Genomic DNA, 24505 nt, shown 5'->3' with positions numbered 1-24505 from the left:
CGCCCCGGCTACCAGCCGGTGGAAAGCACGTGGTCCAGTGCCTCGACCACAAAGTCGGCGCTCTCCATGGTCAGGCACAGGGGCGGCTTCACCTTCAGCACGTTCCGCCGCTCGGAGGTCGGCTGGACGATCACCCCGAGCGTGAGCAGCCGCTCGCAGATCGCCGCGGCCTCGGCGGCCGCCGGCTCCAGCGTCTGCCGGTCCCGCACCAGTTCCACGCCCAGGTACAGGCCCACCCCGTGCACATGGGCGACCAGCTGGTGCCGCTCCCCCAGCGCCTCCAGCCGGGCCTTCAGATGGGCTCCGACCATGCGGGCATTGCGCTCCAGCCCCTCGTCCTCCATCGCGTCCAGCACCGCCAGCCCCACCCGGCAGCCCACCGGCGAGCCGCCCGCGGAAGAGAAGAACATGCCTTCGTGGCCCAGCGCCTCCGCGATGGCCCGGGTGGTGATGACCCCGCCGATCGGGTAGCCGTTGCCCATGGGCTTGGCGATGGTGATGATGTCCGGAACCGCCCCCTGGGCAGTGAAGGCCCAGAATTCCCCGGTCCTGCCGAATCCCACCTGCACTTCGTCGGCGATGCAGAGTCCGCCGTGCGCCCGGACAGCAGCATAGGCTTCCGCCAGGTACCCGGCGGGCGGCAGGACACCCCCGGCGTTGCCCAGGATCGGCTCGCAGATGAACCCGGCGACGGGCCTGCCTTCGGCGTCCAGCCGCTCCAGGTCGGCGGCCAGGTCTTCGGCGTAGCCGACCCCAGCCCCCAGTCCCCGGTGGGTGCCGCGCAGGGGGTTGGGCACGTCGGCCACGTGTACCCAGTCCGGTCGGGAGGCGAGCGCGTGGGGGTTGTCGTACGCACTGGTGGTCACCGCGTCAGCGCCGATGGACCAGCCGTGGTAGGCCTCGCGCAGCGCCACCACGGTCCGCCGCCCGGTCGCCGCCCATGCCAGGCGCAGGGCCAGGTCCACTGCCTCAGTTCCGCTGTTGACCAGCATCACCGTGTCCAGGCCCTCCGGCGCCAGCGCCACCAGGCGCTCCCCGTAGTCGGCGAGGCTGCGGTAGAGGAAACGGGAGTTGGTATTCAGCAGGCGCAGCTGCTCCGCGGCCGCCGCGGCAACGGCCGGGTGGCCGTGGCCCAGGCCCGTGACGTTGTTGACCAGGTCCACGTAGCTGCGCCCGCCGGTGTCCACCAGGTGGTGCCGCCAGCCGCGCTCGATCTGCGGCGGGCGGTGGTAGTAGCGCTCCTGCGCCGAGGAGAAGGTCCGGTTGCGGCGCAGCTGCTCCCCGGCCGGGTCCACGGCAGCGGGTGAGGCCTCCAGCCCGAACAGGGGGGCCGGATCGCGCAGCAGCCGCCGCCAGGCGGGTGCCAGGCCCGGGGACGTGAACCGGGGCACTTCTTCCGGTGCGTCCGGGGTGACCAGCTGGACGGACAGTGGCGGGGTGAGGCCGGGGTACGACGCCGGGGCCTCACCGAACGCCTCGCCGGCGGCGAGGGTGCGGGCTGGCGGGGAGGACTCGCCCCCGGCCTCCGGATCGGCGGCCAGGCCGCCGACGGCCAGGCGCAACCCATCGGCCCGGCGCAGCTCGACCTCACCAATTCCGGTGCGGGTCAGTTGGGCCGGCCAGGGGGCGGCCAGCGGGAGGGCACGGTTCAGGTAGAGCTGCAGGCCCAGCGGCACGGTATCCGCGGCGGCGCGCGAATCGGTGCGGGTGCGGGTCAGCCGGGGCACCCCGTAGGGCAGGACCACCGCGTCGTGGGTGCGCAGCGCCTCCACCCCCAGCGTGTCCTCGGCATCGGGCCCGAGCCATTTTCCGGCGTCGAGCAGCGGACTTTCCACGCCCAGGTCCAGCACGTATGCCTCTGGGAGCATCAGCAGTTCGCCGACGTTCTCCAGCGCCCCCACCGGGACGCCCAGTGCGTCCAGCACCGCGGCCACCCCTACCTCGAGCGGGATCGAGGCAGCCGCCTCGAAGATCGCCCATTCGCCGTCCATGCGTTCCGCCGCATATTCGTTGTCCGCCTCCAGCGCCAGCTGCTGCCAGCCGCTGGCCACCAGCACCGCAGCACGCTGGACGATCAGCGGCCACAGGGCCACCGCCTCTTCCCGGGACAGCGCGAAGCGTTCGTGGAACGCGCGCACGGCCTCGAGTACCGCCAGCGGGTCCTCCGGGTTGTGGTTGAGCAGGGATGCGCAGGTGACCGCCAGTTCGGCAACGCGCCATCCGATGGCCAGGTCGCCAAAGTCGATCACCCCGGCCGCCCGCGGCCGCCCGTCCGGGCCGGGTGCGGCGATGATGTTGTCATCGGTCAGGTCCCCGTGGATCGGCTGCACGGGCAGGAACGGGCGCAGGGGCACCAGCACGGACTCGGCCCGTTCGGCGGCGTCCCACACCCGCAGCGCCCTGTCCTCGTCGCGAACGGCGGGGAGCAGGTCCTCCACGACCGCCAATGCCCGGCGCATGTCCCATTGGAGCTCGCGGTCCAGGCCCGGGTGATCGAACCCGGCCAAAACCGCGCTGACCTCGCCAACCAGGGCCCCGATCCCGACGAGCACCTCGGGGGAAAGGTATCCGGCGTCGAGGAGGAATCCGCCGGCGAGGTGCTCGAACAGCCGGACCCCGTATTCAGTGCCGGAGTCGTCGGAGACCCGCTGGATCCGGAAGCCGTCCAGGCCCGGCAGCACGCGTGCCACCGGTACCCCGGCTTCCGCGAGGCGTTCGATCGCGAGGTTCTGTGCCTCGATCTCCACCACGCTGAAGGCCGGATTGTCCACTTTCAGCACTGCCAGTCGGGCGTCGGCGGACATCAGCAGGAAGTTGCGGTCCTGGTTGCTGCCAAGTTCCGTTGCCGTGGCCACCACTCCGTAGAGTGCCGAAGCGATCCGGGCGGCCTGCGCGGCATCCACCGCCGGGCGCCGCAGCCCTCCGGCCGGGGCGCCGGGTTCCGGAGCCGGGACGTCGTTCATGGTTCCTCCCGTCGGTGGTGCGCCCCGGCCGCCGGCGGTGGCGGCCGGGCGCTCGCTGGCAGCCGCTGGGCCGGCCCGCCAGTCCCATTATTCGGGCCGGACCCGGCGTTGGCGAGGGGCGCGTGTCCGGGCAGGACCTCGCTACTGGCGGCCGGGACGGATACCCTGCAGGCGTGGCCTTCGCTTCCCGGGCCCGCAGCGGGAACCGCCCCACCCCCGGAGTGGACCCCGCAAAGAAGTGGACCCCAGCAAAGGAGTGATCATGGCCATCCCTGCCGGAGGACCGTACCTGGAACCCGCCGTTCTGGAGGTGGAATGGACCCCGACCGCCGTGGTAAAGGCCACCGGCGCGGCGCTGGATGCGCTGCCCGGGCTGTTCGGCCGCGGCTACCAGGCCGTCTCGGCGGCCTTGCAGGACGAGGGCAGGCCACCGGTCGGTCCCGCGTTCGCCCTGTATCGCCACCCTCCGGGGGCCACGGTGGACGTGGAGCTTGGTTTTCCGCTGATCCGTCCGCTGCAGGGCGGGCTGCCCGCGATGGAGCAGGACAACCCCCGGACGGACCTGGACGTGGTTCCCTCGGAGTTGCCCGGGGGCCGCGTGGCGGTGCTCTCCCACCTCGGCCCTTACGACGCCCTCGCCGACGCCTGGCGGCGCCTCACTGCCTGGGTCGAGGAGCAGGGGCGCGCTCCGCGCCTTCCGTTCTGGGAGGTGTACGTCACCGAACCGGCCCCGGAGACGGATCCCGCCACGCTGCGCACGGATCTGTACCTGCCCCTCCGATGAGCGGCCAGGCCTCCGGAGCGCCCCTTGCGGGAGGGAACATTGCGGCATGGCTTCAGGTGAGCCGGTGTCCCCACTCCGGGGAGCCAATCAGGATATCGGAGGGGTTCTCGATGATGCGCGGCAGCATGGTCGTTTCCTGCTGGACGGCCAAGGCTCCCCACGAGACGGCCCGCCGCAGTGCCCCGTAACGCTGCCCACGTCCGTCCCGGCGCTTGACGCTGAGGTAGCCTGCCAGCGCGGCGTCTCCCGCGCCCGTCGTGTTGACCACCTTCGTTCGTGGTCCGCGGGCCCACAGGGCCCCCTGCTCACCGGCTTCCAGGATGCCGTCCGGCCCCAGGCTGGCCAGGACCGTGCCCACTCCCCGCGCCCTGACCAGGGCCGCCGCCTCCACGGCATCGCGCAGGGAACGCACGGGATGCCCGGTCATGAGTGCCAACTCCGCGGCGTTGGGCTTGACCAGATCGGGCTGGCAGTCCTCGTCCCATTCCAACAGGGCTTCTCCGACGGCCACGTCCAGGCAGACCGCCACTCCGAGCCTGCGCATCGATCGGAAAAGGGGCCGCACGTCAACCGCGGCTCCGGTGCTCACGTCGACAGGCAACGCGCCGCCGAGCACGAACCAGTCCGCCCCGATCCTCCGAACCTCGTCGGCCGCAGCCTGGCAGAGCCGGCCCCACTGGTCGGGGTCCAGCGGAGCCGGGAGGGCATTGATGTTCGTCGTCACTCCCGACTCGTCGACCAGGACCACATTGGTGCGGATGGGGCGCCCCACTTCGACGCCACGGACCACCTGCAGGAAGTCGCCATCGCAACCGTCGGCGGCGAGTCCTTCCCGGCCCACCGGAAGAACGGCTGACACCGCATTGCCGGCCAGGTGGAGGCTACGGGCCACGTTGACCCCGTTTCCGGCAAAGTACGTGGACACCCCCTTGGCCCGGTTGACCTCTCCCGCCTGGACCCGGTCAAGGAAGTACACCTTGTCGATTGAGGGCGCCGGCGTCAGGGTAACGACGCGGGGAAGGGTTGCGGCCCGGCCGGGGGCGCCCCGCGTGCGGCCCGGCGCGCGGACCTGGGCCAGCTCGCAGCCGCCCCTTACCGCGGACGCCTTGACGTTCACGCCCCCTCCTTCGGACCGTCGATGTGCACCTTTCCGGAAGGGAGACGCCCGGCCGTGGCCGCGGCCGCCGGAAGCGGGTCCGCACCCGTTCCGGCAACTTGCCGATGCTGCGCGAGCGCGGCACTGACGGTGCCGCACAGTTCGTCCCAGGAGACGGCGAACTTCTCGATCCCCTCCTTTTCGAGGAGCCCGGTGACGTCGGCCAGGGACACCCCGGCGGCGGCGACCGCGTCCAGGATCCGGGCCGACTCCGCGTAGCTGCCCGCGATGGTGTTGCCCCGCACGACCCCATGGTCGAAGGTGGCCTCCAAGGTCTTCGCCGGCATGGTGTTCACGGTTCCGGGTGCGGCAAGTTCAACCACATACAGGGTGTCGGGAACCGACGGGTCCTTCACGCCGGTGGACGCCCACAGCAGGCGCTGCCTGTTCGCGCCGGCTTCGAGGAGGCGCCTTGCGCGGGCGGTGCTGAAGGCCTTCTCATACACCCCGTAGGCCAACCGGGCGTTCGCAACACCCGACTGGGACTTTAGGGCGAGGGCCTCCCCGGTGCCGATGGCCGTAAGCCTGCTGTCGATCTCCGTGTCGAGGCGCGAGACGAAGAACGAGGCCACCGAGTGGATCCGCGACAGGTCCAGGCCTGCCTGCCCGGCCTGCTCCAATCCGGCGAGGTAGGCGTCGATGACCTCCCGGTACCTTTCGATCGAAAAGATCAGCGTGACATTCACCGAGATTCCGGCCGCGATGGTTTCCGTGATGGCTTCCAGGCCCTCAGCGGTGGCGGGGATCTTGACCAGCACGTTCTCGCGGTCCACCTTCGCGTGCAGCGCTTTGGCCTGCTCGATGGTGGCTTGGGTGTCATGGGCGAGGCCGGGGTCCACCTCGAGGGAGACGCGGCCGTCGAATCCGTTCGAGGCGTCGTAGACGGGCCTGAAAATGTCACAGGCTGCAGCAACGTCCCGGGCAGTGATTTCCAGGACGGCCTCCGCGGCCTCCGCACCCGCTGCGGCCAGCGCCGCGACCTGCCCGCTGTACGACTCCCCCCGGGCCAGGGCGGCGGCGAAGATGGTGGGGTTCGTGGTGACGCCCACGACGTTCTTTTCCTCGATCAGCTTCTGCAGGCCGCCGGACACGATGTGCTCACGGTTGAGGTCGTCGAGCCAGATGCTGACGCCTGCGTCGGAGAGCTCCTGGGTGGGCTTGGTCGCCGTCATGTGTCTTGTCTCATTTCAGTCAGGAGTGGTTCGGGCAGGAGCCTTCGCCCCTGCAGAGCCCCGCGCGCCTCGGGCACCCTGGTGCCGGGCCGGGATTGGGACCGGACATCCCCGTTACCGCACGCGGACCGGTCAGTCTTGCAAGACAGATGGCGCTGGGTCCGCCCCCGAAGCCGCCAGGCCGCTTCGGGGGCGGCCGGCATCAGAGCGGGTATGCGCCGGGCTCGCGCCGCATGGTGATCCAGCGGGTCTCGGTGAAGGCCTCGACGCTTGCTTGGGCGCCGCCGTGGCGGGATCCCGTGCCCGACGCGCCCACGCCGCCGAACGGCGTGTTCGCCTCGTCGTTCACCGTCTGGTCGTTGATGTGCACGATGCCCGTCGGGATGAGGCGTGCCATCTCGAGCGCCGCCATCACATCCTCCGTCACAATGCCCAGCGAGAGGCCGAAGTCCGTGGCCGCGGCCAGTTCGACGGCCTCGTCGTCCGTCGAGAACGGCACCACCGACGCGACCGGGCCGAACACCTCGTCGCAGTACGCGGCGGCCTCCCGCGGAGGGTTCGCCAGGACCGTCGGCCGGTAGAACAGTTCCTCGTACGTACCGCCCGCACGCAGGACTGCGCCTTGGGCGACGGCGTCCTGCACCAGCGCGTGCACGCGGTCCCGCTGCACCTCGTCGATCAGCGGGCCAAGGTGCACGGGCCCGGTGGCCGGATCGCCAACGTGCATCGACTCCGCCTTGGCCGCGAGCTTGGAAACGTACTCCTCGAACAGGGACTCGTGCACCAGGTGGCGCCCCACCGTCATGCAGATCTGCCCCTGGTGCAGGAAGGATCCCCATGTGGCGAGGTTGACGGCCTTGTCCACGTCGGCGTCGTGGCGCACGACGAAGGCCGAGTTGCCGCCGAGCTCAAGGTGGGCCCGCTTGAGGTGCCGGCCGGCCAGTTCCCCGACGCTGCGCCCGGCGCGCGTGGACCCGGTGAAGGCAATGACGCGGACGCGCGGGTCCGCCACCATGGCCTCCCCGACTTCGGCGCCGCCCGGAACGAGCTGGAGAAGGCCGGCAGGAAGGCCCGCCTCTTCGAAGATCCGCACCATGGACACACCACCCGTGATGATCGTGCGCGGGTCCGGCTTCAGCAACACGGCATTGCCCAGCGCCAGTGCCGGCGCGACGGCGCGAATGCCCAGGATCAGCGGAACGTTGAACGGCGAGATCACACCCACGACGCCCACCGGCACCTGCTCGGCGAGGGAGAGGCGGGGCTGTTCGCTGGAGAGGACCGTGCCGCGCGGTGCAGAGGGAAGGGCCGAGGCCTCGAAGCACTCGGCGGCCGTCACATGCAGGGCGAACCCGGCGAGCGGGGGGATTGCACCCACCTCGCGCACGTTCCAGCCCGAGATCTCCTCGGCGTGCTCCTCCCACAGCTGACCGGCCCGGCGCAACACCGCGGCGCGGACGGGATGGGGAGTGGCCGCCCACTCCTTCTGCGCGCGGGCTGCGCCCTCCGCGGCCCGCGCAACGTCATCCGCACCGGCAATTCCCACCATCGCGAGGGTGTTTCCGGTGGCGGGCTCGATCGATGCGATTTCGCCACCCGAGCCAGTGACCCACTCACCGTCTATGTAGATCTTGCCCGCAAAATTCGCCTCGTCGATGAGGATCCCGCGGGTTTCCGTGGTCGTGGTCATGTTCGTGCCTTTCTATTTCCTTGCTTTGTCGCTGGTCACACGCGGCTGGGGGCCCATGCCGTCCAGCCCGCGTCGATTGTCTGCGCCGCGTCGGCGGCGAAGGCTGCGCCGTCGCCGTAGGGATGCCGCCAGATGGCGAGCATGTCCGCCACCGCCGGGGCGAGGACCGAGCGGGAGAACGCTTCGACGCCCCATCGCCCCTGGTAGCCGGCGTCCAGGGCCTGGTGCACGATGGCCGCGATATCGACTGCCCCCGACGAGAGCTGCCCCCTCCCCGACTGGCCCAGCTCGAGGTAGCCCAGCTTGGGCAGCGCGGTGCGGATGGCGGCCGACGCGTCGGACTCCTCGATCGCCATGTGGAAGGTGTCGAGATGGATCCGAAGGTGATCGGAGCCGCTCGCCGAGACGTAGTCCATCGCCTGCGCGGCGGTGTTCACGACGGAGGTCTCGTAGCGGTTGAGCACCTCGAAAGTCATGCAGACCCCGCGGGCGTGGGCGGCGTCGGCGATCCGGCCCACCTCTGCCGCCGACCGCTCGAAGGCCGCGCGGCTGGTGGGGCCGGCCGGGGGGCCGAACACGCCGTAGGGCACCCCGTTCATCTGGTCTGCGCCGAGGGCTACGGTCAGGTCAAGCGCCCGGCGAAGCAGGGCAGCTCCTGCTTCGCGCACTTCTTCGCTGGCTGACGAGACATCGGCGGCAGGGGCCTGGCCCGCAATGGTGATCGGAGTCAGGCCGCGGCCGGCGAACAGCGCCCGCAGTGCCGGCGCATCAACGGCATCCGGATCCAGCGGCGGCAGCACGACCCGCCGGTAACCGGCGTCAGCGATGGCATCCAGCGCCGCCGGAAGCTGCTCCGACGCCAGGTCGGGTACGAAAATGTTCAGGTGGCAGGCCACATCCAGATCGGCGTCCATTGTCCGATTCCTTAGAACACCGGCAGTTCGAGGCGCTTCTTGAAGCTGGAGTACCCGTCGTCGACGTGCACTACGGTTCCGTTGATCACGTTGGCTTCGTCGGAGGCGAGGAAGGCCACGACGTTGGCGATCTCCTCGGGCTCGGTCAGGGCGCCGCGCATCTGCTCCGAGGCGAACGTCTGCCTCAGCTCCTCGCTGAACTGGTTAATGATCGGGGTGCCGACGCGGCCGGGGGTGATCGCCACCGCGCGGACCCCGTATTCGGCCAGCTCATACGCTGCGGAGCGGGTGAAGGAAATCACGGCCGCCTTGGCGGCGCTGTAGGAAAAGGCCAACTCCGCGGCCTGCTCGCCGTAGATCGAGGAGGTGTTGATAATGACGCCGCCCCGGCCCTGGTCCCGGAACTGCCTGCCCGCTGCAAGGATGCCGTGGTAGACGCCGTCCTGGTCGATGCGGATCATCGGCGCGTAGTCGACTTCGGGATCGTGTTCGAGCAGCGGCTTGCCGCCTGCGATGCCCGCGTTGTTGAAAATGACGTCGAGTCCGCCGAACACCTCCACGGCACGGGCCACCATGGCTTCGACTTCCGCGTAGCTCGAAACGTCCACCTGGGCCGCGGCGGCGGCACCCTCGAAGCCTGCGGCCGTGACCTCGGCAACGACCTTTTCGGCCTGTTCCAGATTGATGTCGGCAACCAGCACCCGCGCGCCCTCACGGACAAACTTGTGCACGGTGGCCCGTCCAATTCCGCTGGCGCCGCCGGTGATGATGGCGACCTTGTTTTCCAAGCGCATGATTGTTCTCTTCCTGATTAATGGTGATTGGCCTCAGCGGTGCGCGGGCGGGCTTCCACCCGCCCGCGCACCCGTGTCAGTCGGTGGGCTGGATGTCGTTGACGTTGGTGCGGTCGACCAGCGTGACATCGGTCTCGACGAAGTTCTCGGAGGGCAGGGTGCCCGACTTCGCGTACTCCGTCATGTCCTCCACCACGAGGTCCAGGACCTTGGGCCAGTCCTGCACGACCGTCGCGTAGAACGGACCCTCCTTCTTTATCTCCGCCAGGGCGATGCCCACGGCATCGACGCCCGTCACGAAGATGTCATCGCGGCCTGCCTCGTTGATGGCCTGCGTCGCGCCCAGGGCGGCGTGGTCCCAGCCCACCCAGACACCGTCCAGGCCTTCCGGGTTGGCCTGCAGGTAGTCGGTGACGAACTTCAGGGCCTCTTCCTGGGACGTGCCCGGGTTCAGCACCTGCTTCATCTCGCCGCCGGCAATGTTCGCCCCGCCGGCCTTGAGCAGCTCCTCCGCCATGTGGCTGCGGGTCATGATTCCGACGTGCGGGTCGTGGCCGATGACCATGACGTCCTTGCCGCTCAGGCCTCCCATGGCCTCTTCGAGGGCGCCCACGGTGAGGTCGGCGATCTGCTGCTGGTTCGACGTCACGTCGACGACAAAGTCGTCGTTGGGCTCGACGCCGCCGTCGATCGAGAAGATTGGGATGTTCGCGTCCTTGGCCGCGTTCACCAGCGGGGAGACCTGGCGCGGGTCCGGGAAGCCGGCCAGGATCGCGTCGGCACCCTGGGTGATCGCGCTGGTCACGTCGGTGTTGATCTTGTCGTAGTCAAACTCGCTGGTGTATAGCGTGACGTCCCAGCCCAGCGCCTTACCCTTCTCCACGAACGCGTCAAGGGTGGACTTGCCGACGGGGGTGCCGTAGCCGGCGGTGAAGGCGGCAACCTTGAACGTGTCTTCGGATCCCCCCGCCTCGCTGGCCGAACCGGAACAACCGGTCAGCGCCAGTGCCGAGGCCAGGGCCAGTCCGGCAAATGCAGTCATACGCTTACGCATCAATTACTCCTTTGTCGCTTGTTGCGCCGTTGGTCGAATGCAGGGCGACCGGCTCAGAAAAGGCTGTGGGACAGGGCGAGTGCGCCTCCGTCTACGGCGAGCGTGGCGCCCGTGACAAAATCGGACGCGGGCGAAACGAGGAAAAGCATCGGGCCCTGGATCTGCTCCATAACGCCCATGCGGCCGAGGGGGATGGTCGCGCTCCACTGGCGCTCCCCCTCCGCGTCGAGCACGGCGCCGCCGCCGATCCGGGTGTCCTTGAAGGGCCCGGGGGCGATCGCGTTCACGCGGATCCCCCGCGGCGCGAACTCGAGCGCCATCTGGCGGACGAGGTTGAGGATCGCGGCCTTGGTGGTGATGTACGCGTACGACACCATCGGGTCCGTGCGAAGCCCGGCGGTGGAGGCCGTGACGAGGACGCGTCCGCCGTCGGGCAGCACACGCGCCGCCGCGCGGAGGGTCTCGAACGTGCCGGTGAGATTGGTGGCGAGAACGCCGTCCCACTCTTCATCCGTGTAATTGGCGAGCGATCCCTCATCCGTAAGGTAGCTCCCGCCACCGGCGATGCCTGCGTTGGCGACGATGACCGTGGGCTGGCCGACCTCGGCGACGACGTCGCGGAGGACCTGGTCGAACGAGCCCCGGACGGCAACGTCAGCGACGTAGGAATGCGCGATGCCTCCCGCCTCGATGATCCCGTCCCGTACGGCCGCCAGCCGGCCCTCGTGCCGGCCTACGACGACGACCACGGCACCCGCCGCCGCATAGATTTCCGCCGCGGCCTGGCCGATGCCGCTGGATGCACCCGTTACGACGACGATGTCGCCGTGCAGGTTGAAAAGGTCGGTGACGCGCCCGTCACCGGGGGCGGTCTCCGCCGCGTTTTTTTCTGCTGTCTTAGACGTGGTCATGGCCCATGCCTTTCGTTGGTTCTCACGGCTGCAGGTGGGACGGGTGGGGGATGCGCGGTCGGCGGATCCCCCACCCGGTTCGGCTCGTCGGCTCAGAGGGCCGGCGTGAAGCCGTCCACGTTGCTGCGGTCGATGAGGGTTCCCTCGACCTCAACGAAGTTCTCGGAGGGCAGGGTGCCCGACTTCTGGTAGGCATCCATGTCGCCCACCACCTGGTCGACGACCGAGGTCCAGTCCTGGAAGACGGAACCGTAGAACGGGCCGTCCTTCTTGATCTCGTTGACAGCGATGCCCAAGGCGTCGACGCCCGTCACGAAGATGTCGTCGCGGCCTGCCTCGTTGATGGCCTGTGTCGCGCCCAGGGCGGCGTGGTCCCAGCCCACCCAGACACCGTCCAGGCCCTCCGGGTTGGCCTGCAGGTAGTCGGTGACGAACTTCAGGGCCTCTTCCTGGGACGTGCCCGGGTTCAGCACCTGCTTCATCTCGCCGCCGGCAATGTTCGCCCCGCCGGCCTTGAGGAGCTCCTGGGCGATGTTGCTGCGGGTCATGATTCCGATGTGCGGGTCGTGGCCGATGACCATGACGTCCTTGCCGCTCAGGCCTCCCATGGCCTCTTCGAGGGCGCCCACGGTGAGTTCGGCGAGCTGCTGCTGCCGGAAAGTGACGTCGACGACGAAGTCGTCGTTGGGCTCGACGCCGCCGTCGATCGAGAAGATCGGGATGTTCGCGTTCTTGGCCGCGTTCACCAGCGGGGAGACCTGGCGCGGGTCCGGGAAGCCGGCCAGGATCGCGTCGACGCCCTGGGTGATCGCGCTGGTCACGTCGGTGTTGATCTTGTCGTAGTCGAACTCGCTGGTGTACAGCGTGACGTCCCAGCCCAGCGCCTCGCCCTTCTCCACGAAGTCGTCCAGCGTGGACTTGCCGCCGGGGGTGCCGTAGCCGGCGGTGAAGGCGGCAACCTTGAACGTGTCCTCTGATCCTTCGGCAGTGCCGCTGGCCGAACCGGAACAACCGGTCAGCGCCAGTGCCGAGGCCAGGGCCATTCCGGCAAATGCCGCCATACGCTTACGCATCAATCTACTCCCTTGTGATTGCATGGATGAGTCTTGTGTGAATGAGTCTTGTGGGGATGGGTCTTTGTTCCGCCGGAGGGGCGGGCGCTAGGACTTGCGGGCTTTAAGTGCCGAGAGCGTGACGGCCGCGATGATGATGAGCCCGGTGAGCACCTGCTGGATGTAGGTGTTCACGCCGATGATGTTGAGGCCGTTGCTCATGACGCCGATGATGCCCACACCCACGAGGGTGCCGCCCACGTTGGCCTGCCCCGACTTCAGGATGGTCATGCCCAGGAACACCGCCGCCACGGCGAGCATCATGTAGTTGTTGCCGCTTGCCGAGCTGGCGCTGCCGAGGCGGCTGACCAGGATGATGCCGCCGATCGCGGACGCCAGGCCGGCCACGGCGAACGCCAGGAAGCGGGTCCACCGCACATTCACGCCCGAGAGCCGGGCAACCTCGGCGTTGCCGCCCACCGCGTACCACCGGCGGCCAAGGGTGGTGAACCGCAGGACGAGCCACAGGATGATGGCCGCGGCGACCGCAAAGAAGATGGGCATGGGGATCCCCATCGGCCTGCCCTGTCCGATCCAGAAGAAGTCTTCCGGCATGCCGTAGAGCGTGGTTCCGCTGGTGGCGATGAAGGCCAGGCCGCCGACGGTGGTCATCGTCGCAAGGGTTGCCACGAATGCGGAGAGCTGGAGAAACGCCACGAGGAGACCGTTTACCACGCCCACCAGGAGGCCGACGCAAAGTCCCGCGACGATCGCCAGGGGGATGGGGGTTCCTCCGATCATCAGCGACGCCGCCGTTGCGCCCGAGAGGGTCGCGTTGGTGCCCACCGAGAGGTCAAAGTCGCCCACTACCATCACGACCGTCTGGCCCACGGCGATGATGGTGAGGATGGCGATCTGCTCGAGGATGTTGCGCATGTTCCCAAAGCTGAGGAAGACGTCCGGGCGCATCGCCGTAAAGAACGCGATGAGGACGATCAGGGCAACGATGGTGCCGCCCTGCCAGAAGAGCTGGGAGATGGATGCGCGTTCGCGGACCCGCGGCGCCGTCGTCGTCGCCGGGAGCGTGTCGGTCTTGGTCATGTCAGTCGGTCTTTCCGTAGCAGTAGGAGAGGAGCAGTTCGTCGTCGGCGCCCTCGGCCTGCACTTCGCCGGCGATCCGGCCCTCGTGCATGATGATGATGCGGTCCGACATTCCGATCAGCTCGGGCAGTTCCGAGCTGACGGCGATGACGGTGGTACCGCCGGCAACCAGTTCGCGGATGAGGCGGTAGATCTCGGCCTTCGTACCCACGTCGATGCCGCGGGTCGGCTCATCCATCAAAAGCACCTTGGGCTTGCGGGCGAGCATCTTGGCGAGCACGACCTTCTGCTGGTTGCCGCCGGAGAGCTGGCCCACGGCCTGCCGCGGCCCGCGGGCCTTGATCTGCAGGTTGGCGAGTCCATCACGGGCCAGGTCCACGACCTTGCGGTCCGAAACCCACCCCAGCGAGCTCACCGCCTTGAGGTTGCCGAGCGCGATGTTGTCGTCGATCGGGGCGCTCACGATTACCCCCTGGCTTCGCCGCTCCTCTGGAACCAGGGCGATGCCCGCTTCCAGGACGCGGCCGACACCGGGCGCATGCGGCAGGCGCTGGCCGGCCAGGGTGACCGTCCCCGACGAGTACTTCTGGGCGCCGGCCAGAAGGCGCAGCAGCTCGCTGCGTCCGGAGCCGGCCAGGCCGCCGATGCCCAGGACCTCGCCGGCGTACGCCTGGAACGAGACGTCCTTCACCCTGCGCCCGTTCAGGCCCTCGACCGTCAGCACTACCTGGTCGGTGGCGGTGCTGCGCTCCGGAAAGAGCTCTCCCGCGGAACGGCCGACCATCGTCGAGATGACCTCGTCCACGGTGGTGTCGGCGACGGGCTTGGTGGTGATGGTTTCGCCGTTGCGCATGATGGTGAGGCGGTCGCAGAGTTCGAAGACCTCCTCGAGGCGGTGGGAGACGTAGATGATCGCGACTCCCTCCTCGCGCAGCCCCCTCAACACCGCGAACAGGTCGGTGATCTCGAGGTCGGTGAGGGCGGCGGTCGGCTCATCGAGGATCAGCACCCGGGCATCGGTGGCGAGGGCACGGGCGACGGAGACCATGGTCTGCTGCACGGGGGAGAGCTGCCCGGCGAGCTTGCCCAGCGGGATGCGCTGGTTCAGCCGGTCCAGCTGCGCCCGGGCACGCTTTCGCAGGGCGCCCCAGTCGACCAGGGAACCGCGGCTTGGCATCTGCTCGCCGAGCAGGATGTTTTCGGCCACGCTGATCGTCGGGATGATCGAGAGCTCCTGGTAGAGCGCCACGACCCCGGCCTTGTTGGCGGCCCGGACGTTCGCGAATTCGAGCTCATTGCCGTCACGGACAATCTGCCCGGAGTCCGGCTGGTACAGCCCGGTGATGATCTTGATGAGCGTGGACTTGCCCGCACCGTTCTCACCCAGCAGGGCGTGGATCTCGCCCGGCTGCACCGAGAGGCTGACCCCGTTGAGGGCGTGCACGCCGTCGAAGCGCTTGACGATGCCGCGTGCTTCGAGGGCCGCGACCGGCTCAAGCAGGGCGGTCCCGGTCTCCGAGGAATTCACAGCCGTCATGCGGCACCTGCCCCGTCGTCGATGGGGTTGCAGCGGATGACGATCTTCGGGTGCTTTCCGCTCACGTGGGCCTCGAAGGCTGCCGCGGCGTCATCGAGGTCGAACACCGCCTCGGTGAACTCGTCCAGCTCCAGGTGGGGCAGCACCTGCAGCGCGCGCGGGAACGCGTACGGTGAGACGAAGACACCGGTGAGCGTGAGTTCCTTGAGGTAGAGGTAGTCCGAGAGGTTGAGCGGCATCTCGAAGTCGTGGGGATACATCGCCCCGTAGACGACGGTGGCTCCCTTGGCGGCGATGTCGAGCAGGCCCCGCACTGCGCGCGGGGATCCGGATGCGTCGACCACGACGTCGAACCCCTGGCCGTCGGTGATTTCCTGCGCCCGCCGGTACTGGTCCTCGGCGACGGGATCAATCACCGCATCGGCACCATGGCGCAGCGCCATCTCACGACGCTCCGCGATCGGCTCGATGAGGGTGAGCGATGTGGCGCCATTCATCTTCAGCACCTGCATCGCCAACTGGCCGATTGGACCGCCCCCGCAGATGGCCACGCGGTCGCCGACCTTGATGTTGGTCTTGTCAGCAATCCGCACGGCAACGGAGGTCGGCTCGAGCAGGCATCCCTTCAGCAGGGACACGTTCGCGGGCAGCTTGTAGACCTGCGACTCGTGCCAGGTCACCGTCTCCGCCATGCCGGGCCGGTTGTATTCCTGAATGTGCTCGCAGAACTGCTGCTTGCCGTTCCGGCAGGGCATGCACGTGCCGCAGAAGCGCAGGAAGTTGCCGGCGACCCGGTCGCCGACCCGCAATCCGTTGCGGTGGGCCTTCTCGCCCAGCGCCTCAACCACGCCCGACAGTTCGTGGCCGAGTCCGATCGGCACCTCGGTGCCGAAGAATCCCTCCGCCAGATGCGGGTCGGATCCGCAGATCGCGGAATAAGCAACCCGAATCCTGACATCCTCGGGTCCGAGCGGGTGCTCGGCGAAGTCGACCAGGCCGATGCGGCCGCGGGACTGCTCGTCGGGATCCCGAAGGCTTCCGATCTTGGTGACAGCTACTGTTTTCATTCGTCTCTCCGGTGAGCGCGTGACGGGTGAGTGGTCAGGCCTGCGCGGCGATGACTCGCCGGGTGGCGGCAATCGTCGCTTCGAGCCCGTAACCGTGCTTGTTGCGCAGCTCCTCGTCGCCGCCGAAGCCTGCGTAAACCTGCGGGATTCCGAGGCGCTCGAACGCCGTGAGGTGGATGTTGCGGTCGGCGACGACATCCGCGACCCGTGAGGCGAGGCCCCCGTACGCCAGGTGGTCCTCCAGGACGACGAACCTGCCGCCGGTTTCGGCGGCGCACTGCGCGATGAGTTCCTCGTCGATCGGCTTGAGCGTGAACATGTCCACGACGCGCACCGAGCGTCCGTCCTTCGCCAGCTCCTCGGCGGCTTCCAGCGCCTGGGCGACGACCGTGCCGTGGGTGAAGATGGTGGCATCGGTGCCCTCGCGCGCCACGATGCCCTTGCCGATGCGCACCTCATGCTGCCCCGGCTCGTAGAGCACCTTGTCGCTCTTGCCGACAGCGAGGCGGATGTAGATCGGCCCCTGCATGGTCATCGACTGGCGGATGATCTCACCGACCATCAGCGGGTCGCCGATGGAAGTGACGGTCATGTTCGTCAGGGCGCACATGAGCGCGAGGTCCTCGACCGCGTAGTGGGTGGAGCCGCCGTTGCCGACCAGCCCGCCGTGGGTGCCGATGATTTTCACCGGAAGGTTCGGGTAGCAGACGTCGGTGCGCACCTGTTCCAGCGCACGCATGCTCAGGAACGGGAGCATCCCCGAAACAACCGGGATGTTGCCGTCGTATGCGAGGCCCGCCGCAATGCCCACGCACGCCTGCTCGGCGAGGCCCACATCCAGGAACCGCTGCGGGAACTTGTCGCGGAACTCCACGAGCGTCGCTCCGATGTCGGGGGTGATAACCCACAGGTTGTCGTACTCGTCGCCGAGCTCGGCAAGGGTGGACCCGATGACGGATCGGGCGGAGAGCATCTCTCCAAAGGTGAATGTAACCGGCATCAGACTGACTCCTTCTCGCGCGATGCTTCGAGCGCTGCCATCGCGCGCTCAAGGTCGGCCGGCCCCAGCGAGCCGGCGTGCCAGGCCAGGTTGCGTTCCATGAAATCGACGCCCTTGCCCTTGACGGTGTCGCAGATGACCACGGTCGGCCGGTTGCTGTCGGCCGCCGGCAGCGCGTCGAGCGCCTCGACCAGCTGCCGCATGTCGTGGCCGTCAACGTTGACGACGTTCCAGCCGAAGGCCGCCCACTTGTCCGGGTACGGCTCGAAAACGATGCGCTCCTCGGCGAAGCTCGTCATCAGCTGGCGGTTGCGGTCGATGAAGGCCACCAGGTTGCCGAGTTCGTTGCTGCGGGCGGCCATTGCCGCCTCCCAGACGGATCCCTCGCCGGTCTCGCCGTCGCCGAGCAGGCAGAACACGCGGTGCCCCTCGCCGCGGCCCCGGGCGCTGAGCGCCATTCCGACGGCCAAGGGCAAACCGTGCCCCAGCGACCCGGTGGAGCATTCCACTCCCGGCAGCTGGACCTTGCACGGGTGCATGCCGTAGGCGGAATCGAGCTGGCCGTACGTCTCGACGATCCCGTCGTAGGAGAAGAATCCGCGCATGGCCATGGCGATGTACATGCACACCGCGGCGTGCCCCTTGCTCAGCACAAAGCGGTCCCGCGCGGGGTTGGCGATGTCAGTGGGGTCGACGTTGAGGCCGTAGTTGTAAAGCACCGTGAAGATGTCCGCCGCGGAAAGGTCACCACCGATGTGCACGGCGCCCTCATAGGTGCCGCACAAATGCAGAAGCTTGGACCTCAGCTCGAATGCGAGATCTTCCAGCTCCTCGATCGTGGGTGGATTACCACCCGTCTGCAGGCTCGTTTGGCCCATCTCATGCCTCCTCATGGAATGACGCGGATGTCGATCTGCCGCCTTTCGGGGCGTTCCCACCGACTCGCCTGCGGTCGAAAACCCGCCGCTCTCCGCCTTCAGTGTGACGAGGCTAACACCGCTATGTTTACGTGTAAACACCTTTCGCGTAATCTTGTTTCACCGGGGCGGCGGGACACCGTTCCAGCCGGGAACCGCAGGGGAAATGCCGGCCGCGGGACCCAAGGCGTGGCGCTCCCGGGCCGCACTCCCGCACACTTAACCCCCGAACGAATGACGGCCATCCAAATTCATCGCCGCCAGAAGGAGTGCCATGTTGAGCCACAGGGAACAGCGGCCGTCTGCGCCAATACCCCCCGAGGCGGTCACAACGCCGCTGGCCGAGACGATCGACCCGGAGAACTTCACCCCCCGGCTCCTGGCACTGCTCTCCAACGCCCTCGTATGGCGGGAATCCCACGAGCTGCAACGGCGCTACGGGTTGGGGACGAACGATTGGCGGGTCATCTCCGCTGCCGCAATACGGCCCGGAACATCGGCGGCCGAAGTGTCCGAGTTCCTTGTCCTCAACAAGGCGGTCATCTCCAAGAGCGTCAACACCCTGGTCGAACGCGGCCTCCTGGTTTTGATCGACGGGCCCCGGCGCTCGCGGCCCATGTACCTGACCCGTGCGGGCGTGGAGATGCACGACGCCATGCTGCCGATCTCGATGCGGGGGCAGGAGATTATCCTGTCCGACCTCTCCGAGGATGACATTTGCCGGCTGAACCACCTGCTGCGCCGCATGCTCGAGAAGACCCGGGAACTGCAGATGCTCGAGAACGAAGCCCAGGTCTAGAACGAAGCCCGGGCCCCACCGGCCCGTTCCGCCATAAGCAGCGGCAGCAGTGGCGATCGCCCCCCTGGCACACATGGGCGGACGCGAAAAACGGCTGGCCGGGCCATTCCGCATGCCTTCGGCAGCGGCCGCATTGATCCCCGGTCCCCGCCCCCTGCCCCCGCCCCTTCCGCAGCGCCCGGCGCTCCGGATACGGCCGCATGCCCCCGCGCTTGTGACGCACGCCATGCGTGCCGTACAGTACTTCCTGAACGACCATTAATCGATTATCGAACGTAGAGTTCTGATATAGAACAAGCAGGGTCGGCGGCAGGAACCCCAACCAAGTAAGGAAAACCGTGAAATTCCACCACCACGGCTACGTATCCGGCGACCCGCGAGTCCAGCCGGCTGCCGGCGTCGGAATCAACCGCCCGTCGGAACTTCCCGAGGAGGTCGACGTGCTGATCGTGGGTTCCGGGCCCGCGGGCATGATCACCGCCGCCCAACTCGCCCAGTTCCCGGGCATCACCACGCGCATTATCGAGCGCCGCCCCGGCCGCCTCGCCATCGGGCAGGCGGACGGGATCCAGGCCCGAAGCGTCGAGACCTTCCAGGCCTTCGGCTTTGCGGAGCGGATCACTGCCGAGGCCTACCGGATCACCGAAATGGCCTTCTGGCGCCCCGGCGCCGAGGACCCCACGAAGATCGTCCGCGGCGGCCTCGCCCCGGACGATCCCCACGGCATCAGCGAATTCCCGCACCTGATCGTCAACCAGGCCCGCGTGCTGGACTACTTCGCCGAGGTCGCAGCCAACTCCCCCACCCGCCTGACCCCGGACTACGGCTGGGATTTCCGGACCCTCGAGGTGATTGACGGGAACGAGTACCCCGTGAAGGTCACCCTGGTCCGCAGCGCCGGCCCGGACGAGGGCACCGAGCGCATCGTCCGCGCCAAGTACGTCGTCGGGGCCGACGGCGCGCGCAGCAAGGTCCGCGCCTCGATCGGCTGCACCCTCGCCGGGGACGCGGCCAACCACGCATGGGGCGTCATGGACGTGCTGGCCAGGACCGACTTCCCCGACATCCGCACCAAGTGCGCCATCCAGTCGCACGACGGCGGATCCATCCTGCTCATCCCGCGCGAGGGCGGGCACCTCTTCCGCATGTATGTGGACCTGGGCGTGGTGCCCGAGGACGACCACGGGGCCGTGCGCAAGACCACCATTGAGCAGATCATCGCCAAGGCCAACGAGATCCTCAACCCCTACACGCTGGACGTGCGTTCGGTCGCCTGGCACAGCGTGTACGAGGTCGGCCACCGCCTCACGGACCGGTTCGACGACGTCCTGCCCGAGCAGATCGGCACCCGCACTCCGCGCGTGTTCATCACCGGAGACGCCTGCCACACCCACTCCGCCAAGGCGGGCCAGGGCATGAACGTCTCCATGCAGGACGGGTTCAACATCGGCTGGAAGCTCGGCCACGTGCTGGAGGGCCGCAGCCCCGAGTCGCTGCTCTCCACTTACTCGGCCGAACGCCAGGTGATCGCGCAGAACCTCATCGACTTCGACAAGGAATGGTCGACGTTGATGGCCAAGAAGCCCGAGGAGTTCAACGACCCCGCCGAACTCGAGGACTTCTACGTGCGCACCGCCGAGTTCCCCGCCGGGTTCATGACCCAGTACGCGCCCTCCCTGATCATCGGCGGGTCCGCGCACCAGGACCTGGCCGCGGGCTTCCCGGTCGGCAAGCGCTTCAAGTCCGCCCGCGTCTCCCGGGTCTGCGATACCAATCCCCTGCACCTGGGCCACCAGGCCACCGCTGACGGGCGCTGGCGGATCTACGTCTTCGCGGACGCGTCCGAAGCCGGGGCGCCGTCGCCGGTGACCGACCTGGCCGAGTGGCTCGCGAACGATCCCGACTCGCCGCTGGCCGCCACGCCGGAGGGCGCGGACCAGGACGCGTGGTTCGACGTGAACGTCATCTACCAGCAGAAGCACGAGGACATCGACATCAACGCCGTGCCCGCGGTGTTCAAGCCGGAGGTCGGTCCGTTCCGGCTCACCGACCTGGAGAAGGTCTACGGCACGCTTCCTGACGAGGACATCTTCGACATCCGCGGGCTCTCCCGCAGCGGCGTCGTCGTGCTCGTCCGCCCGGACCAGTACGTGGCCGGCGTCCTGCCGCTGGAGGCGACGGCGGAACTCGCCGGGTTCTTCGCCCCGCTGCTCACGGCGGGCCAGCGCGCCAAGGCCTGATCCGCGGCGCAGCACAGGCACCGGCACGACGGCGGGAATCCGCCGTCAGGCCGGTGCCATTTGGGCCAGGACTGCTCCCGGCTTACTGCCCCGGGGTCGCTGCCCGGGTCCGGACCGCGAGGCCGACGAGGACGAACAGGGCCAGCGCCATGACCATGCCGGTATATCCCAGTGCGGTCGGGACCAGCCCGAACCTCCCGGCCAGCGCGCCGGCGGCGACGGCGGGCACGCTGTTGGCCAGGTAGCTCACGACGTAGATTGCGGACAGCAGCCCGGCCCGCTGGGAGGGATCGGCCTGGGGTATCAGCGTGCCCAGCACGCCCAGGAATCCTGCGCCAAACCCGGCCCCCGCCACCACGGTCGCGGCGAAGTACAGCCCCACGGAACCAGTGCTCAGCGCCACCAGGGTGGCGGCGAGGCCCCCCAGGAGGACCGCCATGCCCAGGCCCAGCGCGCGTGTCGGACGCATCCCACCCAGCAGGAGCGTGACGATCCCTCCCGTACCGGTGAGCGCTGCGACAAGGAGGCCGGTCAGCACCACGGCATCCGGCCCGGCCATGGAGCGCACCAGGCTGGGGCCCAGGGACAGGATCAGCCCGCCCAGCGACCACGTGGCCGCCGCGGCCGGCATCATCCACACCGCGGACCGCCGGGTGGCCGGCGGGAAAGAGACGCGGGGCTTGAGGGAAGCCAGGGCGCCGGGCTGCCGGCCGGCGGTCTCGGGCCCCAGGGCGGTGGCGATCACCTGCAGCACCAGCACGGCCAGCAACACGAAGTAGATCAGGTGGACGGCTCCGGGGGCAGTGGCCACGACCAGGCTGGAGGCCACGGCCCCGCCTGCCAGGCCGAAGGCAGGGCCCGCGCCGTTGAGCACGGTGCCAAGACCGGGCCGCACCGCGGGCTCCAGCTCGATGAGGTAGGCTCCCAGCGCCCCGATGGCCGCTCCGGTGGCCAACCCCTGCAGGACACGGGCCACGATCAGGGCTGCCGGGCCGCCGGCGGTGAAGAACACGGCCATGGAGACAATTTCCACGCCCAGGGCCGCCAGCAGCACGGGGCGGCGGCCCAGGTGGCTGGACAGCGATCCGACGGTAAGCAGGGCGGCGAGCAGGGCCAGGACATAGGCGGCGAAGATAACGGTCAGCACGACCGGCGGGAAGCCCCACATCTGCTGATACACGGGGTACAGCGGGGTGGGGGCGCTGGAGGCAGCCATCAAGACGACTACCACGGAGGCCTGGAGCCAAAACGCGGCACGTGCGGACAGCACTGCCCGGGGAAGGGGCGCGGCGGGAAACAGCGGCACAAGAGCCTTTCTCAAAACGCAAAGATTTTGCGAACAGGAGTTTAGCGACCGTCACCGGGAAACGCAACGGATTCGCGTTACCCTGTGAGGGTGAACCCTCAGGACCCCCGCCCTCATGGCCGTGCCGTCCGCGTCCAGCAGGCGGTTCACGCAGCCGTCCGTTCCCTCCAGGCCGAGCACGGCCGGCAAAGCCTCACCGTCCCCAAGATCGCTGCGCTGGCAGGAGTGGCCCCCTCGACCATCTACCGCCGGTGGGGCGACCTCAACCAGCTGCTTGCCGACGTGGCCGTGGCGAGGATGCGGCCCCAGGGCCCGCCGGACACCGGAACGGTGCGCGGGGACCTCACCGCCTGGGCCGAAGAGTACCTGGAGGAATCGGCCTCACCGACAGGAAGGGAGTTCCTGCGGGACATGGTTGCGGGCGGCGCGGACTGCTCCAGCGCGCTGCGCGGCGGCGAGTACGCGCGCGCGCGGATCGGCATCATGCTTGAGCGCGCCCGGCACCGGGGAGAGGACGTGCCCGATCTCGAGGACGTCATTGACCTGGTGCTGGCCCCAATCGTCTACCGGATACTGTTCGAGCCGGGGAAGCTGCCGCCCGACGCTGCCCGGAGACTCACGGACCGGCTCTTCGAACGGGACGCCTAGGGCGTATCCGCCGAATCATCGCAGCCACTGGATCCAGCCACTGGACGGTGGCGGCGATGAGGAGCCCGGAGCGGCAGCAGCCGTCGCGGACAGGCCGCGGCGGCCGGGCTCCAGCCGTCCCCGACGAAGAATCCGGGCATACAGCTAGTCCAGGACGTAGAACTCCAGGTGCACGGCGTCCGGGTGGCGCACTCCCGAGCCCACGATGATGCGTGAGCCCAGCCACGCCCAGCGCCCCTCGGAGGCCATCCGGGGCGAGCAGCGGAAGTAGATGCGTTCCGGGTCCACGCTCTCCCCGCGGACCAGCGCGGCGATGTCCTCGGCCGATCCCGCACGGATCCCGTAGTTGGAGACGTAGATCTTTTCGCCCTCGTCCGTCTCGATGATGTATTTGGCTTCCAGTTCGGTCACCGTCTCCGACTTCAGGAGCTGGAAGTCCGCGCCAACAGGCAGGACGCTTCCCTTAAGTTCGGGTCCCTCGACCGATCCCCCGGCGATCGGGACGACGCGGCGGAAACCGTCGGCAGTGTCTCCGACTTCGATAGGGCGCGAAACCTCCACCTTTACGGTGGCCAGGTAGGACAGGGTCGGCTGGGCACGGTCAGTCATGCCCCGATCCTACAGTTGCGGCCTCCTCCGGCCGGGCTGCCGCAGACTAGCCGGCAAGCTTCTTGAGGAGTTCGACGGCGACCGGACCGGCCGAGGCGGGGTTCTGCCCCGTCACGAGGTTCCGGTCGACCTGCACGTGCGGGGCGTAGGCCTCGCCCGTTTCCACCGCCAGGCCCGCCGAGGCCAGGCGGTCCTCAAGCAGCCACGGCGCCTTGTCGGCGGTCCCGGCCTGCCGTTCTTCGTCGTTACTGAAGGCGGTGACCCGGTACCCGGCGTAGGCGTTGGCCCCGTCCCCGGTGGTGGCCGCCAGCAGGGCGGCCGGACCGTGGCAGACGATGCCCGTGGGCAGGCCCGCTTCCAGCGCCTGCCGCAGGATCCGCCCGGCCGATCCGTCCACGGCGAGGTCCTCCATCGGCCCGTGGCCTCCAGGGACATAGATGGCGTCGAAGTCCTCGATGCGGACCGCGTCCAGGGCCAGCGGCGCCTGGAACTCCGGCGCGGAAGAGACCACCGCCTTGACGCGGTCGGCGTTTTCGGGGCCTCCATTCGCCTCAGGGGACAGGCTGGCGGGGTCCACCGGCGGGCGCACTCCCCCGGGGGTGGCCACGGTGACCTGGTGGCCATCCGCCGTGAAGGCCTCATAGGGGATGACGGCCTCGTCCGCCCAGTAGCCCGTCGGGTGCGCGGTGCCGTCCGTGAGCGTCCAATGATTGGCTCCGGTCATCAGGAACAGGATCTTTGACATGTCTTCCTTCCGGTGGCGCGGCGGAGGCCGCGGCGGTCAGGCGGCC

The 24505-nt window shown here is 68.7% G+C and carries 21 protein-coding genes; 4 read left to right on the top strand and 17 right to left on the bottom strand.

Features of this window, described 5'->3' with window-relative positions:
• Nucleotides 1-8: 8 nt before the first annotated feature.
• Nucleotides 9-2963: an aminotransferase gene (locus NCCP_RS11285; protein WP_149957393.1), complete on the bottom strand. Its 2955-nt coding sequence runs from the start codon at nt 2961-2963 to the stop codon at nt 9-11.
• A gap of 262 nt (nt 2964-3225) precedes the next feature.
• On the opposite strand from NCCP_RS11285, the gene NCCP_RS11280 reads away from it, so the two are divergent.
• A complete protein-coding gene (locus NCCP_RS11280) occupies nt 3226-3747 on the top strand; it encodes a GyrI-like domain-containing protein (protein WP_172627381.1) in 522 nt (173 codons plus the stop codon).
• A 52-nt stretch (nt 3748-3799) separates the two neighbouring features.
• On the opposite strand, the gene NCCP_RS11275 is transcribed toward NCCP_RS11280, so the two are convergent.
• The 13 genes from NCCP_RS11275 to NCCP_RS11215 form a co-directional block, all read right to left on the bottom strand.
• Complete coding sequence (locus tag NCCP_RS11275; RefSeq protein ID WP_225873801.1) at nt 3800-4864, bottom strand: 1-phosphofructokinase family hexose kinase; 1065 nt, start codon at nt 4862-4864, stop codon at nt 3800-3802.
• The gene (gene tal / locus NCCP_RS11270) at nt 4861-6075 is read right to left on the bottom strand and encodes a transaldolase (RefSeq protein ID WP_149957391.1); all 1215 of its coding nucleotides are present in this window, start codon (nt 6073-6075) and stop codon (nt 4861-4863) included. Before tal ends, NCCP_RS11275 begins: the two co-directional genes overlap by 4 nt.
• Nucleotides 6076-6277: 202 nt before the next feature.
• Entirely contained in the window at nt 6278-7765 is a 1488-nt protein-coding gene (locus NCCP_RS11265) for a benzaldehyde dehydrogenase (protein WP_149957390.1), read from the bottom strand.
• 35 nt (nt 7766-7800) lie between these two features.
• On the bottom strand, nt 7801-8679 hold the full coding sequence (locus tag NCCP_RS11260; RefSeq protein ID WP_149957389.1) for a sugar phosphate isomerase/epimerase family protein: 879 nt from the start codon (nt 8677-8679) through the stop codon (nt 7801-7803).
• An 11-nt stretch (nt 8680-8690) separates the two neighbouring features.
• On the bottom strand, nt 8691-9473 hold the full coding sequence (locus NCCP_RS11255; protein ID WP_149957388.1) for an SDR family NAD(P)-dependent oxidoreductase: 783 nt from the start codon (nt 9471-9473) through the stop codon (nt 8691-8693).
• 76 nt (nt 9474-9549) lie between these two features.
• Nucleotides 9550-10527 carry a sugar ABC transporter substrate-binding protein gene (locus NCCP_RS11250; RefSeq protein ID WP_149957387.1) on the bottom strand — a complete coding sequence of 326 codons (978 nt, stop codon included), beginning with the start codon at nt 10525-10527 and terminating at the stop codon, nt 9550-9552.
• Nucleotides 10528-10580: 53 nt separating this feature from the next.
• Nucleotides 10581-11438, bottom strand: coding sequence for an SDR family NAD(P)-dependent oxidoreductase (locus NCCP_RS11245; RefSeq protein ID WP_149957386.1), 858 nt, complete (start codon nt 11436-11438; stop codon nt 10581-10583).
• 92 nt (nt 11439-11530) lie between these two features.
• Nucleotides 11531-12511 carry a sugar ABC transporter substrate-binding protein gene (locus tag NCCP_RS11240; protein WP_172627380.1) on the bottom strand — a complete coding sequence of 327 codons (981 nt, stop codon included), beginning with the start codon at nt 12509-12511 and terminating at the stop codon, nt 11531-11533.
• Nucleotides 12512-12598: 87 nt separating this feature from the next.
• The gene (locus NCCP_RS11235) at nt 12599-13591 is read right to left on the bottom strand and encodes an ABC transporter permease (RefSeq protein WP_149957384.1); all 993 of its coding nucleotides are present in this window, start codon (nt 13589-13591) and stop codon (nt 12599-12601) included.
• 1 nt (nt 13592) lies between these two features.
• Complete coding sequence (locus NCCP_RS11230; RefSeq protein WP_149957383.1) at nt 13593-15128, bottom strand: sugar ABC transporter ATP-binding protein; 1536 nt, start codon at nt 15126-15128, stop codon at nt 13593-13595.
• Nucleotides 15125-16195 carry a zinc-dependent alcohol dehydrogenase gene (locus NCCP_RS11225; protein WP_149957382.1) on the bottom strand — a complete coding sequence of 357 codons (1071 nt, stop codon included), beginning with the start codon at nt 16193-16195 and terminating at the stop codon, nt 15125-15127. The genes NCCP_RS11230 and NCCP_RS11225 overlap by 4 nt, the downstream gene beginning before the upstream one ends.
• Nucleotides 16196-16229: 34 nt before the next feature.
• A complete protein-coding gene (locus NCCP_RS11220) occupies nt 16230-17195 on the bottom strand; it encodes a transketolase family protein (RefSeq protein ID WP_149957381.1) in 966 nt (321 codons plus the stop codon).
• Nucleotides 17195-18073, bottom strand: coding sequence for a transketolase (locus NCCP_RS11215; RefSeq protein ID WP_149957380.1), 879 nt, complete (start codon nt 18071-18073; stop codon nt 17195-17197). Before NCCP_RS11215 ends, NCCP_RS11220 begins: the two co-directional genes overlap by 1 nt.
• A 313-nt stretch (nt 18074-18386) precedes the next feature.
• Here NCCP_RS11215 and NCCP_RS11210 point away from each other — a divergent pair, with 313 nt between their 5' ends.
• Nucleotides 18387-18911 carry a MarR family winged helix-turn-helix transcriptional regulator gene (locus NCCP_RS11210; RefSeq protein WP_149957379.1) on the top strand — a complete coding sequence of 175 codons (525 nt, stop codon included), beginning with the start codon at nt 18387-18389 and terminating at the stop codon, nt 18909-18911.
• A gap of 338 nt (nt 18912-19249) precedes the next feature.
• Nucleotides 19250-21151, top strand: coding sequence for an FAD-binding monooxygenase (locus NCCP_RS11205; protein WP_149957378.1), 1902 nt, complete (start codon nt 19250-19252; stop codon nt 21149-21151).
• Nucleotides 21152-21233: 82 nt separating this feature from the next.
• Here the strand turns inward: NCCP_RS11205 and NCCP_RS11200 are convergent, their stop codons facing one another.
• Nucleotides 21234-22382 carry an MFS transporter gene (locus NCCP_RS11200; protein WP_263970141.1) on the bottom strand — a complete coding sequence of 383 codons (1149 nt, stop codon included), beginning with the start codon at nt 22380-22382 and terminating at the stop codon, nt 21234-21236.
• 165 nt (nt 22383-22547) lie between these two features.
• On the opposite strand from NCCP_RS11200, the gene NCCP_RS11195 reads away from it, so the two are divergent.
• The gene (locus NCCP_RS11195) at nt 22548-23105 is read left to right on the top strand and encodes a TetR/AcrR family transcriptional regulator (RefSeq protein ID WP_149957376.1); all 558 of its coding nucleotides are present in this window, start codon (nt 22548-22550) and stop codon (nt 23103-23105) included.
• A 144-nt stretch (nt 23106-23249) separates the two neighbouring features.
• On the opposite strand, the gene NCCP_RS11190 is transcribed toward NCCP_RS11195, so the two are convergent.
• Both NCCP_RS11190 and NCCP_RS11185 read right to left on the bottom strand, forming a co-directional pair.
• Entirely contained in the window at nt 23250-23714 is a 465-nt protein-coding gene (locus tag NCCP_RS11190; RefSeq protein WP_149957375.1) for a DUF3237 domain-containing protein, read from the bottom strand.
• Between the two features lie 46 nt (nt 23715-23760).
• Nucleotides 23761-24459, bottom strand: coding sequence for a type 1 glutamine amidotransferase domain-containing protein (locus NCCP_RS11185; protein ID WP_149957374.1), 699 nt, complete (start codon nt 24457-24459; stop codon nt 23761-23763).
• Between the last annotated feature and the right edge of the window lie 46 nt (nt 24460-24505).

This window comes from Zafaria cholistanensis, from assembly GCF_008580665.1.
GTDB classification, from domain to species: domain Bacteria; phylum Actinomycetota; class Actinomycetes; order Actinomycetales; family Micrococcaceae; genus Zafaria; species Zafaria cholistanensis.
The sequence above is the reverse complement of the archived record's forward strand: the minus strand, read 5'-3'. Positions and strand labels throughout refer to the sequence as shown.

What these genes read in the sequence shown, in the direction of transcription:
- NCCP_RS11220 (WP_149957381.1), bottom strand. Translation starts at nt 17,195, where the DNA reads ATGCCGGTTACATTCACCTTTGGAGAGATGCTCTCCGCCCGATCCGTC.
- NCCP_RS11280 (WP_172627381.1), top strand. Translation starts at nt 3,226, where the DNA reads ATGGCCATCCCTGCCGGAGGACCGTACCTGGAACCCGCCGTTCTGGAG.
- NCCP_RS11185 (WP_149957374.1), bottom strand. Translation starts at nt 24,459, where the DNA reads ATGTCAAAGATCCTGTTCCTGATGACCGGAGCCAATCATTGGACGCTC.
- tal (WP_149957391.1), bottom strand. Translation starts at nt 6,075, where the DNA reads ATGACGGCGACCAAGCCCACCCAGGAGCTCTCCGACGCAGGCGTCAGC.
- NCCP_RS11215 (WP_149957380.1), bottom strand. Translation starts at nt 18,073, where the DNA reads ATGGGCCAAACGAGCCTGCAGACGGGTGGTAATCCACCCACGATCGAG.
- NCCP_RS11265 (WP_149957390.1), bottom strand. Translation starts at nt 7,765, where the DNA reads ATGACCACGACCACGGAAACCCGCGGGATCCTCATCGACGAGGCGAAT.
- NCCP_RS11225 (WP_149957382.1), bottom strand. Translation starts at nt 16,195, where the DNA reads ATGAAAACAGTAGCTGTCACCAAGATCGGAAGCCTTCGGGATCCCGAC.
- NCCP_RS11285 (WP_149957393.1), bottom strand. Translation starts at nt 2,963, where the DNA reads ATGAACGACGTCCCGGCTCCGGAACCCGGCGCCCCGGCCGGAGGGCTG.
- NCCP_RS11230 (WP_149957383.1), bottom strand. Translation starts at nt 15,128, where the DNA reads ATGACGGCTGTGAATTCCTCGGAGACCGGGACCGCCCTGCTTGAGCCG.
- NCCP_RS11240 (WP_172627380.1), bottom strand. Translation starts at nt 12,511, where the DNA reads ATGCGTAAGCGTATGGCGGCATTTGCCGGAATGGCCCTGGCCTCGGCA.
- NCCP_RS11235 (WP_149957384.1), bottom strand. Translation starts at nt 13,591, where the DNA reads ATGACCAAGACCGACACGCTCCCGGCGACGACGACGGCGCCGCGGGTC.
- NCCP_RS11210 (WP_149957379.1), top strand. Translation starts at nt 18,387, where the DNA reads ATGTTGAGCCACAGGGAACAGCGGCCGTCTGCGCCAATACCCCCCGAG.
- NCCP_RS11245 (WP_149957386.1), bottom strand. Translation starts at nt 11,438, where the DNA reads ATGACCACGTCTAAGACAGCAGAAAAAAACGCGGCGGAGACCGCCCCC.
- NCCP_RS11250 (WP_149957387.1), bottom strand. Translation starts at nt 10,527, where the DNA reads ATGCGTAAGCGTATGACTGCATTTGCCGGACTGGCCCTGGCCTCGGCA.
- NCCP_RS11255 (WP_149957388.1), bottom strand. Translation starts at nt 9,473, where the DNA reads ATGCGCTTGGAAAACAAGGTCGCCATCATCACCGGCGGCGCCAGCGGA.
- NCCP_RS11190 (WP_149957375.1), bottom strand. Translation starts at nt 23,714, where the DNA reads ATGACTGACCGTGCCCAGCCGACCCTGTCCTACCTGGCCACCGTAAAG.
- NCCP_RS11260 (WP_149957389.1), bottom strand. Translation starts at nt 8,679, where the DNA reads ATGGACGCCGATCTGGATGTGGCCTGCCACCTGAACATTTTCGTACCC.